The sequence below is a fragment of the Geothrix campi genome, assembly GCF_024609265.1.
GTDB lineage: Bacteria > Acidobacteriota > Holophagae > Holophagales > Holophagaceae > Geothrix > Geothrix campi.
On the sequence record NZ_JANHMP010000001.1, the window covers coordinates 109,927 to 126,739 of the forward strand.

At 67.9% G+C, this 16,813-nt stretch carries 17 protein-coding genes; 9 read left to right on the plus strand and 8 right to left on the minus strand.

What is annotated here, in order from left to right:
* Positions 1 to 37: 37 nt before the first annotated feature.
* Genes NOV65_RS00525 through ispE form a run of 5 tightly spaced genes read right to left on the minus strand, consistent with a single transcriptional unit; the run spans position 38 to position 7,705 of the window.
* Entirely contained in the window at positions 38 to 3,205 is a 3,168-nt protein-coding gene (locus NOV65_RS00525) for a PAS domain S-box protein (protein WP_257303275.1), read from the minus strand.
* A gap of 50 nt (positions 3,206 to 3,255) precedes the next feature.
* Positions 3,256 to 4,314, minus strand: coding sequence for an ABC transporter permease (locus NOV65_RS00530; protein WP_257303277.1), 1,059 nt, complete (start codon positions 4,312 to 4,314; stop codon positions 3,256 to 3,258).
* 2 nt (positions 4,315 to 4,316) lie between these two features.
* A complete protein-coding gene (locus tag NOV65_RS00535) occupies positions 4,317 to 5,237 on the minus strand; it encodes an ABC transporter ATP-binding protein (RefSeq protein WP_257303278.1) in 921 nt (306 codons plus the stop codon).
* A gap of 59 nt (positions 5,238 to 5,296) precedes the next feature.
* Positions 5,297 to 6,838, minus strand: coding sequence for an NAD(P)H-dependent oxidoreductase (locus NOV65_RS00540; protein WP_257303280.1), 1,542 nt, complete (start codon positions 6,836 to 6,838; stop codon positions 5,297 to 5,299).
* A gap of 33 nt (positions 6,839 to 6,871) precedes the next feature.
* Positions 6,872 to 7,705, minus strand: a complete 834-nt coding sequence (ispE, locus tag NOV65_RS00545) for a 4-(cytidine 5'-diphospho)-2-C-methyl-D-erythritol kinase (protein WP_257303283.1) — start codon at positions 7,703 to 7,705, stop codon at positions 6,872 to 6,874.
* 38 nt (positions 7,706 to 7,743) lie between these two features.
* On the opposite strand from ispE, the gene NOV65_RS00550 reads away from it, so the two are divergent.
* On the plus strand, positions 7,744 to 8,247 hold the full coding sequence (locus NOV65_RS00550) for a thioesterase family protein (protein ID WP_257303285.1): 504 nt from the start codon (positions 7,744 to 7,746) through the stop codon (positions 8,245 to 8,247).
* Positions 8,248 to 8,332: 85 nt separating this feature from the next.
* On the opposite strand, the gene map is transcribed toward NOV65_RS00550, so the two are convergent.
* A complete protein-coding gene (gene map / locus NOV65_RS00555) occupies positions 8,333 to 9,130 on the minus strand; it encodes a type I methionyl aminopeptidase (protein ID WP_257303287.1) in 798 nt (265 codons plus the stop codon).
* Between the two features lie 46 nt (positions 9,131 to 9,176).
* Between map and NOV65_RS00560 the strand changes: the two genes are divergently transcribed.
* Genes NOV65_RS00560 through NOV65_RS00580 form a run of 5 tightly spaced genes read left to right on the plus strand, consistent with a single transcriptional unit; the run spans position 9,177 to position 12,632 of the window.
* Positions 9,177 to 9,518 (plus strand): hypothetical protein, encoded by a 342-nt coding sequence (locus NOV65_RS00560; RefSeq protein ID WP_257303289.1) that lies wholly within the window; start codon positions 9,177 to 9,179, stop codon positions 9,516 to 9,518.
* Positions 9,518 to 10,141 carry a hypothetical protein gene (locus NOV65_RS00565; RefSeq protein WP_257303291.1) on the plus strand — a complete coding sequence of 208 codons (624 nt, stop codon included), beginning with the start codon at positions 9,518 to 9,520 and terminating at the stop codon, positions 10,139 to 10,141. The genes NOV65_RS00560 and NOV65_RS00565 overlap by 1 nt, the downstream gene beginning before the upstream one ends.
* Positions 10,138 to 11,442: a hypothetical protein gene (locus tag NOV65_RS00570; protein ID WP_257303293.1), complete on the plus strand. Its 1,305-nt coding sequence runs from the start codon at positions 10,138 to 10,140 to the stop codon at positions 11,440 to 11,442. The genes NOV65_RS00565 and NOV65_RS00570 overlap by 4 nt, the downstream gene beginning before the upstream one ends.
* Positions 11,439 to 11,981: a DUF1697 domain-containing protein gene (locus tag NOV65_RS00575; RefSeq protein WP_257303294.1), complete on the plus strand. Its 543-nt coding sequence runs from the start codon at positions 11,439 to 11,441 to the stop codon at positions 11,979 to 11,981. Before NOV65_RS00570 ends, NOV65_RS00575 begins: the two co-directional genes overlap by 4 nt.
* A gap of 45 nt (positions 11,982 to 12,026) precedes the next feature.
* On the plus strand, positions 12,027 to 12,632 hold the full coding sequence (locus tag NOV65_RS00580; RefSeq protein WP_257303295.1) for a TMEM175 family protein: 606 nt from the start codon (positions 12,027 to 12,029) through the stop codon (positions 12,630 to 12,632).
* 18 nt (positions 12,633 to 12,650) lie between these two features.
* Here the strand turns inward: NOV65_RS00580 and NOV65_RS00585 are convergent, their stop codons facing one another.
* Positions 12,651 to 13,721 carry a DUF3187 family protein gene (locus NOV65_RS00585; RefSeq protein WP_257303296.1) on the minus strand — a complete coding sequence of 357 codons (1,071 nt, stop codon included), beginning with the start codon at positions 13,719 to 13,721 and terminating at the stop codon, positions 12,651 to 12,653.
* Positions 13,722 to 13,937: 216 nt separating this feature from the next.
* Between NOV65_RS00585 and NOV65_RS00590 the strand changes: the two genes are divergently transcribed.
* Positions 13,938 to 14,273 (plus strand): winged helix-turn-helix transcriptional regulator, encoded by a 336-nt coding sequence (locus tag NOV65_RS00590; RefSeq protein WP_257303297.1) that lies wholly within the window; start codon positions 13,938 to 13,940, stop codon positions 14,271 to 14,273.
* Here the strand turns inward: NOV65_RS00590 and NOV65_RS00595 are convergent.
* Positions 14,261 to 14,725 carry an Lrp/AsnC family transcriptional regulator gene (locus NOV65_RS00595; RefSeq protein WP_257303298.1) on the minus strand — a complete coding sequence of 155 codons (465 nt, stop codon included), beginning with the start codon at positions 14,723 to 14,725 and terminating at the stop codon, positions 14,261 to 14,263. The two genes, NOV65_RS00590 and NOV65_RS00595, sit on opposite strands and share 13 nt — an antisense overlap.
* Positions 14,726 to 14,802: 77 nt before the next feature.
* Here NOV65_RS00595 and NOV65_RS00600 point away from each other — a divergent pair, with 77 nt between their 5' ends.
* Positions 14,803 to 16,017 (plus strand): trans-sulfuration enzyme family protein, encoded by a 1,215-nt coding sequence (locus NOV65_RS00600; protein WP_257303299.1) that lies wholly within the window; start codon positions 14,803 to 14,805, stop codon positions 16,015 to 16,017.
* Positions 16,018 to 16,095: 78 nt separating this feature from the next.
* Positions 16,096 to 16,806 (plus strand): hypothetical protein, encoded by a 711-nt coding sequence (locus NOV65_RS00605; protein WP_257303300.1) that lies wholly within the window; start codon positions 16,096 to 16,098, stop codon positions 16,804 to 16,806.
* Positions 16,807 to 16,813: the final 7 nt, after the last annotated feature.

Genomic DNA, 16,813 nt, shown 5'->3' on the forward strand with positions numbered 1-16,813 from the left:
AGGTTCTCCAGCCGACCAGTTTAGCTTGGGATCTGGCTCAGCCTTCCAGGGCTCTCTGAATGGCGGTCTTCAGGTCCTTGATCTGGTAGGGCTTCTGGAGAAAGCCCGCCGGCCCACCGTCCGGGAAGGTCTGCAGGGAATCCTGCTCCGTGAATCCGCTGCTGAGTACTACCGGGATGGCCGGGTCGAGTCCCCGCATGGCCCGGAAGGCTTCCCGGCCGTCCATGCGCGGCATGGTGAGATCCATGATCACCAGGCACAGGTCCTTCCGGTGCTCCTGGAAGCGGTCCAGGGCCTCAAGGCCGTTCTGTGCGGTCACGACCCGGAAGCCGAGTGCATCGAGCGCCAATCCGGTGGCGTCCCGGATCTGTTCCTCATCGTCCACCAGCAGCACGAGGCCCTGGAGGGGCGCGGGGCTGGGCACCTGGTCCGCGGGTGGTTCAGGCAGGGTGGCCTCGGTGGAGGCGGGGAAACAGAGCCTGAAACGGCTGCCCCGGCCCACCTCGCTGGAGATGTTCAGCCCGGCCCCGTGCCCTCGCAGGATGCCCAGCATGGCGGAGAGCCCCAGGCCGCGGCCCGTGGCCTTGGTGGTGAAAAAGGGATCGAAGATGCGCTCCATCACGCCAGCCGTCATGCCACAGCCCGTATCCTCGACCTCAAGGATCACGTGGCGGCCGGGCTTGGGGAGATCCAGCCGGTATTCGTCCCGGAGGGTCGGGGCATCGAGATCCTGGACCGAGGTGGTGAGGTGGATGGCGCCTTCGTGGTCGCCGATGGCGTCGGAGGCATTGGTGACCAGGTTCATGACCACCTGCTGGAACTGGGCCGCGTCCGCCTGGATGGCCGGAAGATCCGGCTCCAGGTCGAGCTGGAGCCGGATCTTCTTCGAGATGGACACCTCCAGCAGGTGGGTGAGATCCCGCACCACGGCATTGAGGTCGTGGGGCCTCACCTGGAAGTGGCCGCGCCCGGAGTAGGCCAGCATCTGCTTGGTCAGCTCCGTGGCACGCAGGACCGTGGCCTCCATGTTCGCGAGGTAGGGCCGGACGGGGGAGGCGTCCGGAAGCTTGATCTGGGCGAGATTCAGGTTGCCCAGCACCACGGTGAGCAGGTTGTTGAAGTCATGGGCGATGCCTCCCGCCAGCACGCCCAGGCTCTCCAGCTTCTGGGACTGGCGGAGGGCTTCTTCAGCCCGGCGGCGGTCCGTGAGGTCCAGGAGGTAGCCCAGGTGGTAGCCGGGATCCGACCCCTGGCCGGCCACCGCGGTGCTGAAGTCATAGAACCAACGGTATTCACCGGCTGCGGTACGGAGGCGGTACTGCTGCTCGTAGTGATTCAGGCCCTGCGCCTTGAATTCCGCCGCGGCGCTGTGGATGGCCTCCACTTCATCGGGATGCACCAGCGAATTGTAGGAGACGCGGCCACTGACGAGATCCTCCGGCGCATAGCCGAGAATGGCCAGGATGTTGGGCGAAACGTAGTCCACGGGCCACCCTTCCGCCACGCGCCACTTGATGACCATCACCGGGCCTCCCACGAAGAGGCCGCGCTCCGCCAGGAGTTCTTCTTCGGCCCGCTGCCGCTCGGTGATGTCCGTGGCGATGCCAATCACGGATTCGAGGTGTCCGTGGTCATCAAAGACAGGTGTGAGCAGGTTGTCGAAGATCCGCTCGCGGAGGTGGGCTGTTTCCCGGGAGGCCTGTCCCTGCAGGGCCCGTCGGACCTGGATCAGCACCAGCGGGTCCCATCCAGGACCATCGAACACGGAGTGGCCCACCATCTCTCCGGGTCGCAGGCCGATCTTGGCGAGCCCCAGGCCTTCCGACAGGATGAAACGCCCCTCCGGATCCAGCTGGTAGATGATGGCCTGGGAGTAGGCGAGGACCGTCCTGATGCGCCGCTCGGCGCTGCGCAGCGCCTGCTCGGCGGCTTTGCGGTCCGTGATGTCCCGGGTGATGGAGAGCAGGCACGGGGCGCCATCCACCTCCATGACCTTTCCCGACATGAGACCGGTCAGGATGGTCCCGTCCTTGCGACGAAAGGTGGCCTCCAATCCCGTGAATTCGCCGAATTTCCGGATGAGTTCCACGGCGCGGGCACGGTCCTCGGGGTTGACCCAGATCCCCAGGTCCAGGGCGGAGTGCCCGATGGCGTCTTCCCGCGTCCACCCGGTGAGGCGGGTGAAGCCTTCGCTGACGTCCAGGTAGGTGCCATCCGTCAGGCGGCTCAAGTTGATGGCGTCAGGGGTTGCGTGGAAGGCCCTCGAGAACTTGTCCTCGCTCCGCCGCAAGGCCGCTTCGACAGCTTTGCGCTCCGTGATGTCCCTCGTGATGGACAACATGCAGGGCTGTCCATCCACATGGATGATGGTTCCGGAGAGAATCCCGGTCCGGCGGCTGCCGTCCTTCATCCGGAAGGAGGCCTCCAGATCGTTGAAGCTGCCGTTCCGCCGGATCAGATCCATGGCCCGGTCCCGCTCCGCCAGATCGCCCCAGAGCCCCAGATCGAGGGTCGTCCGCCCCAGGGCCTCTTCCCGCGTCCAACCGCTCATGCGCGTGAAGGCCTCGTTGACATCCAGCAGGGCCCCGTCCAGGCGGGTGAGGTTGATGGCGTCGGGACTGGCCTGAAAGGCCTTGGAGAATTTCTCCTCGCTCAGCTTGAGACCGTCCTCGGCGGCCCGGCGCTCGATGGCCATGGCCACCTGCCCACACACGAAGACGAGCAGGTCCCGTTCTTCCGGCGTGTAATGGCGGTTTCCCTCATAGATCTGGATGGCCAGGACCCCGAACACCCCTTCGGTTCCCACGAGGGGGGCCCCGAGCCAGTCCAGGGAATCCGTGCCGATCGGCTCCACCTCGCCGGAGCCCTCCAGCGCTTTCAGGACTTCCCGGTCGAGGAGAAGGGGCTTCTCCGTGCGCAGCACATACTCCGTCAGTCCCCTGCGGAGTTTCCGGGGTTTCGGGGCGGGATCCTGGGTGTCCACGAAATAGGGGAAGGAAACCGTTCCCGAGGCCCGTTCCCAGAGCGCGAAATAGAGGTTCTCCGCCGGCATGAGATCACGGACGATGACGTGGACCCGGCCGTACAGTTCCTGCAGATCTGTGGCCCTCAGGGCGGCTTCCGCGATGCGATAGGTCGCCCGCAGGTAGCGGCGCACCAAGGCCAGGGCCTCAGCCGGGTCCTGGGGTTCCCTGGGTGGGTGCATGGACCTGTTATCGGTCCTCCCACCCTCTCGGCACAAGTTCTGGATGAAGATCAGGCCCAGCGGAACCGGCGGACCGCCAGGGCGAAGGCGGCGCAGCCCCAGGCCGCCACGATGGCCAACCCGACCCCGTGTCCCGCCAGGGTGCCCCCGTCGTTGAACACGGCCCGCAGGGCCCGGAGGAAGGGGGCCAGCGGCATGGCGGCCACCGCATGCTGGAGCCAGGCCGGAGCCGAATCCAGGGTGAAGTAGACGCCGCTGAGCAGCATCAGGGGGAAGAACACCAGATTCGAGATGGCGGCGTAGCCCTCGGAGGTTTCCGCGAAGCCGCTGAGGGCGAAGCCGAAGGCCATGAAGCAGCCGGTGCCCAGGGTCATGATGAGCAGCAGGTCCAGGAAGGAGCCCTGGTTCTGGATGCCGAAGACCAGGCGGCCCACCAGCAGCAGGATGGCGGCCTGGACCACGGTGACCGTGAGCCGGTGGAGCACCTGGCCGAGCAGGAAGATCCACTTGGGCAGGGGGGTTACGGCCAGCCGGCGGAACTTGCCCTTCTCGCGGTAGGACACGTTCACCATGCCGACACTGAAGAGGCCCATGCTGACGAGGTTCAACCCCAGCAGGCCCGGCAGCAGGAATGATGCGTAATTGTCCGAGTGCTTGCGGCCGGGGCTTTCCACCGTGATCGGGATGCGGCCGGGTTCCGGCGCCCCGCTCAATCGCGCCTGGGCCACCAGCCACGCCTGGTTCACCAGTCCGGCCGTGGCACCGGCCTGGGCCATCAGGTAGCTGTTCAGGCGCAGGCGGTAGCCCGTGCCCTCCGTTTCCACCTGGGCGGCGGTCTCGCCCCTCGCCCAGCGGGCCTCGGCCTCGGCCTTCGGGAGGGCCTGGACCTTGAGTTGGAGGTCCGTCAGGGCCTGATCCAGGGCGGCATCCTGCGGGCCCGGGGCCGGGGCCTGCACACGGACCACGGAGAGCTTGGGCCCGCCGCCGTCCCGGAAGATGGTCCCGAAACCGAGCAGCAGGATCACCGGGAAGGCGAAGGTCCAGAACATGGCCACCCGGTCGCGGCTGTAGAGCCGCCATTCCATCGCGAACTGGCGCCAGAGCATCATCGTCACTCCCTCAGGCTGCGGCCGGTGCGGTGGAGGAACACGTCCTCCAGTGTGGCTCGTCGGACGTGGACCTGCTGGAAAGGCACGGCGGCGACTTCAGCGGCCTCCAGCAACCTCGGCAGCAGGGCCTTGGGATCCGGCGTGGGAATTTCCCAGAGGTCTCCGCGGCGCTCCACGGCCTGGTCCAGGCGGGCAGAGAAAGCCGTCGCATCGGGGGCGGCGCCCTCGAAGGTCAGTTCCACCACGCTGGGAATGGCCAGCTCCGCGATCAGCGAAGCCGGTGTGCCCGTGGCGATGACCTTGCCATGATCCATGATGGCCAACCGGTCGCAGAGGGCCTCGGCCTCGTCCATGTAGTGGGTCGTGAGCATGACGGTACGACCCTCGCCCTTCATGCGGCGCACCACGTCCCAGAGGCTCCGGCGGGCCTGGGGGTCGAGGCCCGTGGTGGGCTCGTCGAGGAACACCAGTTCCGGATCGTTCACCAGGGCCAGCGCCAGGGCCAGCCGCTGCTGCTGGCCGCCGCTGAGGGTGATGTGGTAGGCGTCGGCCTTCTCCTGGAGCTGCACCAGGTCCAGCAGCTCTAAGGTGCTGCGGCGCTTGGGGTAGTAGCTGCCGTAGAGGTCCAAGGCCTCCCGCGGGGTGATCTTGTTGAACAGGCTGGTGCTCTGAAGCTGGACGCCGATGCGGGAGCGGATCTCCTGTCCCTGTTTGGCCCACGTCAGGCCCAGGATCTCGATGTCGCCCGCATCGGCTTCGGTCAGGCCCTCGATGATCTCCAGGGTGGTGGTCTTGCCCGCCCCGTTGGGGCCCAGCAGGCCGAACACCTCGCCTCGGGCGACTTCCAGTTCGACTCCGTCCACGGCGACGACCTTGGGGAACGCTTTTCGCAGTCCGCGGATGCGGAGGGCTGGAGCCGACATGGAAACCTCCGGAACGACCATCATGCCCCAGGTTCGATCTCTGTGGGGACAGGCAACCTTCAGGACAGGTGTGCCAAGGGGATGAGGCCGAACCACAGGCTGTAGGTCAGGGCCAGGATCATGATCCCGTTGATCCGGGTGCAGGGCGCGCCTTCGCGCATGTATCGGCGGATGGCGCGGGCCAGCAGAAAGCCGTGGGGGATCGCCAGGAAGACGGCCAATCCGCTGAGCCCTCCGTAGAGTCCCAGCCGCTGCCAGATCACGCCGCAAAGGGCCGCGCCAGCCACGAACCCCAGGGCGGCCAGCGCGGCGCCCCGGCGGCCCAGGAGGACCGCCAGCGTCCGCTTGGACGCGGCCCGGTCGGCCTCATGGTCCGGCAGGGCCGACAAGGTGATGGCGGCGAGGGTGGCCAGGAAGAGGGGTGCCCCGATGAGCCAGGGGTAGGGATCCCGCCAGACTCCGGACTGGAGGAGGCCGCCGACGAGGATCGCGGCGAAACTATGGGTGAGGCCCACGTCCAGCTCGCCCAGCCCGCGGTAGATGAGCCGCAGGGGCGGTACGGTGTAACCCACCGCGAGCCCCGCCAGGCCGACCATGACCAAGGGAATCAGGCCAGAGGCTCGGGGGAGGATGATGGCCAGCGCCAGGAGGCCAAGGCCCAGCAGCAGGGCCAGGCCGAACATCACCCGGCGGACACTTTCCGGAGCCAGCTCGGCCTCCACCAGCACCCGGCTGCCGCCGTTGAAGGGACCGGCATTGCGATTGCGGCGGTCCGTGTCCCGATCGAACCACTCGTTGCTGAGCACGGTCAGGGCTTCCATCAGGAAGAGACAGAGATAGCCCAGCCAATAGAGTGGCGGAGAGAAGGTTCCCCCGCGGCGCCAGGCCGCCAGGGCGCCGATGGTGTAGGCCACCCAGGCCATGGGGTAGAACTGCAGGCGGAAGAGCCTGAGCCAGGCCCCGGCGCGACGGCCGGCCTGGTGACGGCGGAGCCGGTCCCCCAGGCGGAGGGGTGCCTTGCGGGCCTGATCCAGCCAGCGGGCCCGCTGCTCCGGCGAGGAGGGCCGCACGGGGCCGAAGGTGGAGATGAAGGTGGGGGCGACGCCGCAGAACCCTAGCGTCGCCCGGCGCATGGCCTGGTGGCCGGGCTGGCGGTAGACGAGGCGGTACACCCAGGGCGGGGTGTCCATGGTCACCAACAGGTGGGCCGAACGCCCCTTCAGGAGCTTCGTCCAGGTGGAGGGATCCTCCTGCCCGGCCTCGAAGGCGAATCCGGGCGTGAGCACCCGATCGAGAAACCCCTTGAGCAGGGCGGGCATGGTGCCCCACCAGGCTGGATAGGCAAAGACCAGGTGGTCCGCCCAGAGAATCAGCTCCTGGGCCCGTACCAGGTCTTCCTCCAGGGGCTGATCCCGCGGCGAGGGCATCGCGACATTCGGGTCGAAGGTGAGGTCCGCCAGGGCCAACCGCCGGACCTGCAGGCCCGCGCCCTCGGCCCCTTCGAGGTAGGCCTCGGCCAGGGCTTGGCAGAAGCTCTCCTGGCGGGGATGGCCCAGGATCACCAGGATCTTGCGGGGGTGGCTGTCCCTGGGATCGTCCACGCAGGCCCTCCGCCCAAGTCGAGAACGGTCATCTTACACGCGCCAGACGCCCCAGCCGGGATGGCCGGACACCCGCGTTGCCGCCGCGTCCCGAGCCTGGACGCTGGCATAGCGCGCCGCCCAGCAGCTGCCCGAACCGCAGAGCAGGGGCTCGCCGCCGGTGTCGCGCAGGGCGTCGCGCACCTCCGCCAGGGGCGGACACACCCACAGGGCCGCGCCCGTGAGGTCGTTGCGCCAAGGCGGGACCGTGCCGGCGGGTTGGGAGGCCAGCGCCTCTGGAAAGGGGTAGCCCACGTCCTGGAGGGCCCGGTACACGCTGGGCGTGCCCACGTGCAGGCCGGGATGGACGAGGAGGATGGGTTCCAGAGGCACGGGGCGCAGGGGGAACACCCGCTCGCCGCGGCCGAGGCCCAGCACGGTGCCACCCAGGAGGAACAGCGGCACATCGCTGCCCAGGTGGGCGGCTTTGCGCAGCAGATCGTGCTCATCCAGCCCCAGGCCGAACAGCCGATTGCCGAGGCGCAGGGCGGCCGCCGCATCGCTGCTGCCGCCGCCGAGGCCGGCGCCATGGGGGATGCGCTTCTCCAGGCGCAGGGCCGCGGGCAGGGGGCGCTTGGCGGCCTCCTCCAGCAGGCGCCAGGCTTTGATCACCAGATTGGATTCGTCGGCCACCAGGCCTCCGCCTGTGGAGCCGCTGATGGTGAGGGACAATTCAGCCGCGGCCTCGCCCTCCAGCGTGTCAGTCAGGTCTGCCACACCCTCCAGCACGGTGGTGACCAGCTCCAGCTCATGGAAGCCGTCCGCCCGCCGGCCAAGCACGGCGAGAAAGCGGTTGAGCTTGGCGGGAGCCTGGATCGCGAGAACCATGGCTCCAAGGTAGCGCAACCATCCGTTAGGCTCAGAGGATGGTTCTGTTCTTCCGCACCCTCTGGAAGCTCCTCACCCTCTGGTTCCGCCCGGGGCTGGCGCCGTTGGGGGCGTCGGTCCTGCGCTTCCGCGTGTGGCCCAATGACCTGGACGTGAACGTCCACATGAACAATGGCCGCTTCCTAAGCATCATGGACCTGGGCCGTTTTGACCTCAGTTTCCGTACGAAGCTGGGCCGGGTCATGCTGCGGAACCGCTGGCAGCCGCTGGTCGGCGGCATCACCATGCGCTACCGCCGCAGCCTCGCCCCCTTCGAACCCTACGAGCTGCACACTCGTCTGCTGGGCTGGGACGAGAAATGGGTCTTCCTGGAGCAGCGGTTCCTGAAGCGGGGCGGAGACCTCGCTGCCGAAGGCGTCGTGAAGGCCCTCTTCAGGGGCAAGGACGGCAACGTCCCCGTGGCCGAGGTGCTCCGCCAGATGGAGTACGAAGGACCGCCCCTCGAACTACCGGAGTCCATCAGGCGGTGGGCGAAGGGGTGAGGCGAAAAACGCGTTCGCGTTTTTCGGATACGCACGGATTCAGCCCGCGCGTCTGAGGACTGAAGGATGGAACCTGAGGGCTACCCTACAGCCCGTCCTCCAGCTCGAATTCGGGATCGGGGATGCTCAGGATCTCCGGACCGTCCTTGGTGATGGCGATGTCGTGCTCGAACTGGGCGGAGAGTTGGCCGTCGCGGGTGCGGACAGTCCAGCCATCGGGCTCCACCAGGCACTTGTGGCTGCCGATGTTGAGGATGGGTTCGATGGTGATGGTCATGCCCGGTTCCATGCGGAAGCCGGTCCCGGGCCGCTGATCCGCGAAGACCACCTGCGGATCCTCGTGCAGGTCGCGCCCGAGGCCGTGGCCGATGTACTCACGTACCACGGAGTAGCCGCGCTCCTCGGCGAAGGTCTGCACGGCGGTGGCCATGTCGCCCAGGCGTTCGCCGGGGCGGCAGTGCTCGATGCCCACGAACATGGCCAGCTGAGCCGTCTGGATGAGGCGCCGGGCCTCGTCGCTGATCTGGCCCACACCCACGGTCAGGCAGGTGTCGCCGTGGTAGCCATCCAGCTTGGCGCCGCAGTCGATGGAGATGATGTCGCCTTCCTGGAGCACGTACTTGGACGGTATGCCGTGCACCACTTTGTCATTCACGGAGGTGCAGAGGGTGGCGGGGAAGCCGTGGTAGCCCTTGAAGCTGGGCGAGGCTCCCTGCTGGCGGATGTAGGCTTCGGCCACGCGGTCGATCTCCAGGAGGCTCACACCGGGCTTGGCGGCGCGGGCGGCCAGGCGCAGGGCGTTGGCGGCCACGCGGCCGGCTTCGCGGAGCTTCTCGATTTCCTTGCGGCTCTTGTATCGGATCTGTTCTCGGATCAGGACCATCTTCCCCTCGATCACCAGTCTAGCGGGTAGACGTTAGAATGTCGGCATGGCGCGACCTTCGACGATCCTGGTGACGACAATCATCCTTGCGGGTGGTCTGATGGCCTGCCGCGGCATCCCCTCCCGCCCGGCCACGGTCCCTCCCGAGGCCATGTGGTGCGCCGAGGCCAAGGAGGGCCTCTTCCTCAATGTCGGCGGGCACCAGGGCACTCTCTGGCAGCTGGAGATCTGGGATCGCAAAGGCCGTACCCTGGCCTCTGGTTACTTCCGATTGCGCGGCTTCGCCAAGGCCAAGATCGTCCCCGAAGAGGTCCTGGCCTGGGAGAACGGCGTCCTGCAGTTGAAAGACGGCACGGTGCTGGTGCCGGAAGCCCCGGTCAAGCCCTGATGCCCTACACCCGCGAGGAGAAGGACTGGCTGGAGCGCGAGTGGGCCTTCCGGGCTTGGGGTCGCGCGGGCCTGCTCAGCACCGACGACTACCGCCAGGTGCTGACCTGGGAGGCCGGCGGCGTGCCCATGGATCTGGTGGTGTCAGCCCTCAACGCCTTCTTCGATCGCCGTGAAAAACGCGAGAAACCGCGCACCTTCGTGGCCCTCAAGCACCTCGACAGGGACGTGGCCAAGGCCGTGAAGCTGCATGAAGCCGTGGTCCGGGCGGGCCCTGAGTTGGACGCGGGCAAGGGCTGGGCCCAGGTGAAGGCGCCCCTGAAGGACGACCCAGCCGCCAAGGCCGCCTTCGAGGCTTGGCAGCGTCTGCGAGCCGCCGCGCCCTCGCCGGAATCCGCGGGCTACCTGGCGCACCACGACCAGGAGCGGGAGGCCCGCGCCGACCTGCTGGCCCTGGCCGAGGCGACCCTGGGGCCTGCAGCCGAGGCGCTGAAAGCCGACCTGCGCCAGCGCCTCGAGGCCGCCGACATGAAGGCGGACAGCCTCGTGTGGAAGCGCGCCTGGAACCACCACTGGGCCCGCCTCGTGGCCGCCGCCTGGAACCTGCCCCTGGAGGGCGCATGACGGCAGATCCCCGCTGGCAGCAGGAGTTGGAGGCTCCGACGGAGCGGTTCTTCGAGGCCTTCTCGGCCCAGCTCACCCAGCCGGACGGCGTGCGCGACGGGGTGCGGGAGGCGGTGAAGACCCTCATCCCCCGCATCGACTGGGAGGCCTACCTGCCCCACGTGCCGCACGGCATCCTCGGCCTGCGGTCGGTGCTGCGCCTGCGGCCCCTGCTGAGCGAGAAGAGCTTTCATCGGGCCCTGGCCACACAGCTGCACATGGCCGCCCACGAAGGGCGCCGGTCGCTCCAGGTCCTGGCCCAGGTGTCGGCGGCCAAGGGCAGCGGCCACTGGCCGAACCTGGAGGCCTTCATCCAGTCCCGCCGGCCCGGCCTGGCCTATGCGGAGGTCCAGGGGTTCGAAGGGCCGGAGGTGGCGGATTTCCAACGTCTCCGCCGGTTCACGGACGAGGACATGGCCACCGTCGGCCACAAGGCCGTGATGTGTGATCACCTCAGCGATCTTCAGGAGCGGCTGGAGCGCCCCAGGGCCACCGGCCGGCGCCTGCTCGGCCTCGCGGCCTGGGTGGCGGCCACGCCGGAAGACACCTTCTGGGCCCGCCGTGCGGCCAAGCGCCTGGGAGACGCGGCGGTGACCGTGCCCTGGACGCCAGCCACCCTGGACCTCGCCGGGTGGGATCTCCAGGTGCGTGACCTGTGCGACTTGGGCCTGGTGGCTTTGCTGGACCGCTTCACCGCGCGGCTGAAAGACGGGCAGGGGGCGGTGGACACGCTGGCGACCCTGGTGCTGGCCGCCTCCGAAAAACAGTTGGATGCCCGCCGCGACCTCGAGGGCAAGACCGCCTGGACCTATGTCTACCTGGCCACTCTGGCCCGCATTCGCCCCACGGATCCGCGCATCTGGTGCCAGGCCGCGGCCCTGGTGAACCTCTTTCCCACGGACGAACCCGAGGAGCGGGTGCGGGCCGCGACCATCCGGGAGCCGGAGGCCGGGGCCCTGACCGATGCGGTGCTGGACGTCGAGCCGGCCCTGGCCATGGCCCATGCCGGTGGGCTGGCGAGGGCCGGCCGTGCGGAGGCCGCCCTGGCGGCCCTGGCCGAGGCCGCGGCCCAGGACGATCCCACCTTCAACCACGCCCACCAGGTGCTGGCCGTGGCCGCCGCCGCCGACCTGCTGCCCGACTTGCCGCCTTCAGTGCAGGAGGCCATGCTGACGGCACTGGCCAAGAGCCTGGCCAACAGCCAGGGCAGCGGGGACCTGGGGCGGCTGGCAGACCGGGCGTTGGCCGCGGATCGGCCGTGAGTCGAACCTTCGCCTTCCTCCGTGCCATCAATGTCGGTGGCCATGCGGTCACCATGGAACGGCTGCGGGAGCTGTTCGCGGGCTTCGGCCTGCGGGGCGTGGAAACCTTCATCGCCAGCGGCAACCTGATCTTCGAGACCAGCCCAGAGACCGAGGCGGCCCTTTCCAGACGCATCGAAGCGGGCTTGAAGGCAGCCCTGGGCTACGAGGTGGCGGTCTTTCTCCGCGGAGAGGCGGAATTGGCTGCCCTGCTGCAGGAGTGTCCCTTCCGCGAGCCCGAGGTGTCCGCCGCCAAGGCATTGAACGTGGCCCTTCTCGCCGCGCCGCTCACGGAGGCCCAGGAAACGAAGCTCCAGACCCTCGGCACCGCGGTGGACGCCTTTCGAACCAACGGCCGCGAGGTGTGGTGGCTCTGTGAGATGAAGCAGAGCGAATCCACCTTCTCCAACGCGGTTTTCGAGCGGGCCCTCGGCGTGCGGGGTACCTTCCGCAGCTTCAGCACCTTGCAGCGGCTGGCGGCGAAGCACCTGAAGGCTTGACCCATCCGCCTCGGGCCATGGAACAATCGCGAGTCGAGGTCGAGCATGGGCAAGAACCGGCTGGAAGCCTTCAGTGACGGCGTGCTGGCCATCATCCTCACGATCATGGTGCTGGAGTTGAGGGCGCCGCATGGCGATACCTTCGCGGCCCTCAGACCGCTCCTGCCGGCCTTCGCGGGCTATGCGCTGAGCTTCATCTACATCGCCATCTACTGGAACAACCACCACCACATGCTCCACGCGGCGAGAAAGGTGAACGGGCCGATCCTGTGGGCCAACACACACCTGCTGTTCTGGCTCTCCCTGGTGCCTTTCGCCACGGCCTGGATGGGGGGCAACCACTTCGCGGCCCGGCCCGTGGCCGTCTACGGGGTCGTCCTGCTCATGGCCGCTCTGGCCTATTACCTGCTGAGCCAGTGCCTCATCCACCACCACGGAAGGGGGTCGCTGCTGGAGGCCGCGGTGGGTGCGGACTTCAAGGGGAAGATCTCCATCGCGATCTATGCCACCGCCATCCTCCTGTCCTTCGCCAACCGCTGGGTCGGCTTCGCCCTCTACTGGGTGGTCGCCCTCGTCTGGCTGGTGCCGGACCGGCGCATCGAGCGGATCCTGGCCCGCGAGGCCGTAGGGGAGGATGGCCCCAGGCTCTGAGGGGGGCCGGGAAACCGCTCAGAACCGGTGGGTGAGACCGGCGGCGAAGGAAGCGTCGTCGGTGTTCTCGTTGTGGGTGATGTTGTTGACGTAGCGGAAGGTCAGTGTGGTTTGCGCGTTCAGGTAGACGTGAATTCCGAGATCGTGCTGAAGGCTGCCGTCGTGCAGTTTGGCGAAGGGCTGGGGCGTGCTGAAGCCGCTCAGGAAGTAGAGCTGGACGAAGGGTTGGACCATTCTGTTTCGGCGCCCCTGCCAGGTCACGTGGGCCCCGATGTCCGAGGTGTAGTCCAGCTGGTTGTAGGCGGCGTTGCCCCGGCCCCGATGGGTGTAGGCGGCGCCGGCGTAGATCACCTGGGTAGCGCTGGGCTGCCACCAGCCGCTGAGCCCCCCCTCTAGGTCCCAGCCGGATTTGAACGAGCTGTAGGTGCGAACCAGGGGCGGTTTCACGGTGAAGGTGGCGCTCAACCCCGTGGCGGCGCCCTGGTGGATCAGGTGGACCAGGCCGAACAGGGGGTCCTGGATCCGGGTGGGCTGGGCGCCTTCCCGCACGAAGTCCAGGCGCCCGTAGCGGATCGTGGCCACCACGGCCTGGTTGCGCGCCACCTCGGAACGGCCCCACTGGCCAAAACCGAAGGTCTTGTGGAAGGTTTCGATGGGGGCGTCCAGGTCCCCTCCGCCATGACTTTCCACGGGCAGTTCCATCCAGATGTCCGTGCGCTCGGTGAGCCCCCGGCGGACCTGGAGGGTGGTCCGGGCGATCTCCTCGTCGAAGTAGAAGACGAAGGGGGCCGTGGGGTATTCGGCGGCCAGGGCCTCCAGCGAGGCGCGATCCATGCGGTGCCGGCCCTGGAACCAGGCGGGCGGGTGATCCTTGATCAGATTCGAGAACTCGAACACATTGGCCCGCACATGGGTGAGGGTCAGCTGCCACTGGCCGGGCCCGATGGGACGAGGCGCCTGTGGCTGGTAGGTCATGGGGGCCTGAAGCAGGGTGAACATGTTGCGGGTGGGCAGGGGGCCCATTTCGGGGTAGGGCTCGTCCTGGGCCTGGAGGGACAGGCCGAGGGCCAGCGCGAGCACGGCACGCATAGGAAACTCCTTGGATGGCTGCGGTTGGGCGAGCCACCCCGCCGGGCCAGGGTCCGGGTGATGGTGGGAATCGGGAGCCGGGTTGGTCCGGCTTTTGCTTTCCTTTGGGAAGTCTATTTCCCTATGAAAGCAATATTGGGATTATCACTTCCCCTTGTCAAGCAGCTTTCTTTGGGATAGTTTTAAGGCGACCCATCCTGGGTCCCGGATCAGCCCATGGACATGCCCGAATCCGCCAGCTGCCGATGCTTTCGCACGGCCATCGACCTTCTGGGCAAGCCCTGGACCGGCCAGATTCTGTGGATTCTCCAGGAGGGGCCGCTGCGCTTCAACGAACTGGCCACCAAGGTGCAAGGCATCGGCGAGAAGGTGCTCTCGGCTCGCCTGAAGGAACTGGAGTGTCAGGGCCTGCTGGTGCGGCGCGTCCTGCCCACCACGCCCGTGCGGGTCGAGTACGAGCTCACCTGCAAGGGGCAGGGCTTCCGCCAAGTGGTGGAGGCCGTCACGCAGTGGGGGACCCAGATCGCCGAGCCGTTGGATCAGCCCCGGTAGTTCGGCATCACCTGGCCCTTGGCCCACTCGAAGATGAGGCTGGTCTGGATGTGGGCCACCTCGCTGCGGGTGGTGAAGGCGTCCAGGGCCAGGTCGCGCAGGTGGTGGGCATCGCGCACGGCCACGTGCACCTGGAAGTCGTGGGTCCCCGCCACATGAAACACCGACAGCACCTCGGGCAGCCCCAGGGCGTGCTTCCAGAAGGCCTTCACCTGGGCGCGGCTGTGCTGACGCAACTGCACGGCGATGAGGGCCTGGAGGCCGACGCCGAGGGCCTGGGGATCCACTTCGGCATGGGCGCCCCGGAGGACTCCCTCGGAACGCAAGCGCTGCACCCGCGCCAGGCAGGACGACGGTGCCAGACCCACGGCCGCGGCCAGTTCCTTGTTGGATAGCCGAGCATCCTTCTGCAGGAGCGTCAGAATGTCGCAGTCAATTCGGTCCAGATTCATGAATGCCATTGTTTCACGAAATAAATTCGAGGGATTGGCGAATCTTTGAAACCTACATTGTGGACAGGAGCATCCCCATGTCCAAGCCCCTCACCTCCACGTCGATCGAGACCCAGGCCGTCCACGCCGGCCGCGAGGTGTTGCACGAGCAGGGCATCCACGCCATGCCCATCGACTTGAGCAGCACCTACCCTCTCCAGGATCTGGACGAGGGTGGCCGCAGCCTGGAGGCCATGGCCATGGGCGGTCTGCCCATCGGAAGTCCCGTCTACTCCCGGCTCTACAACCCCACGGTGGCCCGCTATGAGCAGGCCCTGGCCCAGCTGGAGGGCGCCGAGGAGGCCGTGGCCTTCGGCTCCGGCATGGCGGCGGTGACCGCCTGCCTCATGGCGGCCAAGCAGCGGGGTGGACACGTGGTGGCCGTGCGTCCCCTGTATGGCGGCACGGACCACCTGCTGGCTTCGGGTCTGCTCGGCCTCGAAGTGACCTGGGCCGAGGCCGGCGGCATCACCGCGGCGATCCGGCCGGATACGGCCATGGTCATCGTGGAGACGCCTGCCAACCCGACCCTCGCGATGGTGGACTTGGACGACGTGGTGCGCCAGGCGGGCAAGGTGCCCGTGCTGGTGGACAACACCTTCGCCACGCCCATTCTGCAGAATCCCATCAAGCACGGCGTGACCCTGGTCCTCCACAGCGCCACGAAGTTCCTGGGCGGCCACGGCGATGTGCTGGCGGGCCTGGTGGCCACCAACAACGACTGGGCCACGGAATTGCGCAAGGTCCGCGTCATCACGGGCAATGTGCTGCACCCGCTGGCGGCCTACCTGCTGCATCGTGGCCTGCCCACGCTGCCCCTGCGCGTGCGCGCCCAGCAGGCGGGTGCCCAGGTGATCGCCGAGCGGCTGGCCCAGCATCCCGCCGTCTCCGCCGTCCACTTCCCGGGCCTGCCCGGCCAGGATCCCAAGGGCCTTGTGGGTCGTCAGATGAAGGGTCCCGGGTCGCTCATGGCCTTCGAGCTGAAGGGTGGTTTCGAGGCCGCCAGCGTGGTGATGGCCGAAGTGAAGCTCATGACGCCCGCCGTGTCCCTGGGCAGCGTGGACACGCTCATCCAGCATCCGGCCGCGCTCACGCATCGCGTGGTAAACGCCGAGGCCCGCGAGCACTCCGGCATCTCCCAGTCCCTCATGCGCCTCTCGGTGGGACTGGAAAGCCCCGAGGACCTGTGGGCGGATCTGGAGCAGGCCCTCGCGAAGGCCATGGCGCGCCAGGCCGTGGGTAGCGCGGGCTGACCGGCTGGTCTCAACGGCCGCCCCCCGCGAGCAGATTGACCCTGATCGTATGCTGAGGTGCCCACCTCGGAGCGATTCATGGCTTCGCATGACAGCCTGATCCATCTCCACTGCGGTGACGCTTCCGCAGTGGTGCATCGCCGCTCCGGCCTGCCCGGCTCCGTGCGCATCTGCCGCGATTCACCCGCCGTGGGTCCCTGGACGCCGGATGCCCTCCAACTGCCGGGCCTGAGGGCCGCCTGGTGGGGCCTGCCGGAGGATGAAGCCCCGGTGCGGGTGGCCCTCGAGGACCTGGGCGGCGCCGCAGAACCCGTTCTATGGTTCGGCCCGGATCCCTGGGAGCAGGCTTGTCTCTTATGGCTGCTGGCGGAACTGCCGGACGGCTCCCTCGCGGATCTGGTCCCCCTGGACCGCAGCGTGGCCCAGACCCCGCCCGCCGCCCTGCCGGGCCTCTTCGTCCAGCGCACCCTGCTTGAGGAGGAGACCCTCGCCCAGGCCCGGGATCTGTGGAGTGGGTTCCTGGAAGGGGGGTGGGGGGCCCTGGCTGGCTGCGGCCTGACCGCCCTTCCCTGGCTGGCCCGGGCCCTGGCGCGGCTGGCGGAAGACCACCCGGCGGAGGGTCCCGGTCGTACCCGCACACAGATTCGCGGACTGCTGGACCAGGGTGTGCGCGAACTGCCAGCCCTCATGGCAGGGCTCCGGAAACTGGAGGACCCCCGCCATGGCGCCTGGTACGGCGATCGCTTCGTGGCAAAGATGGTGGAGTCCATGGAGGCGCGGCTAGGCTGAAATAGCC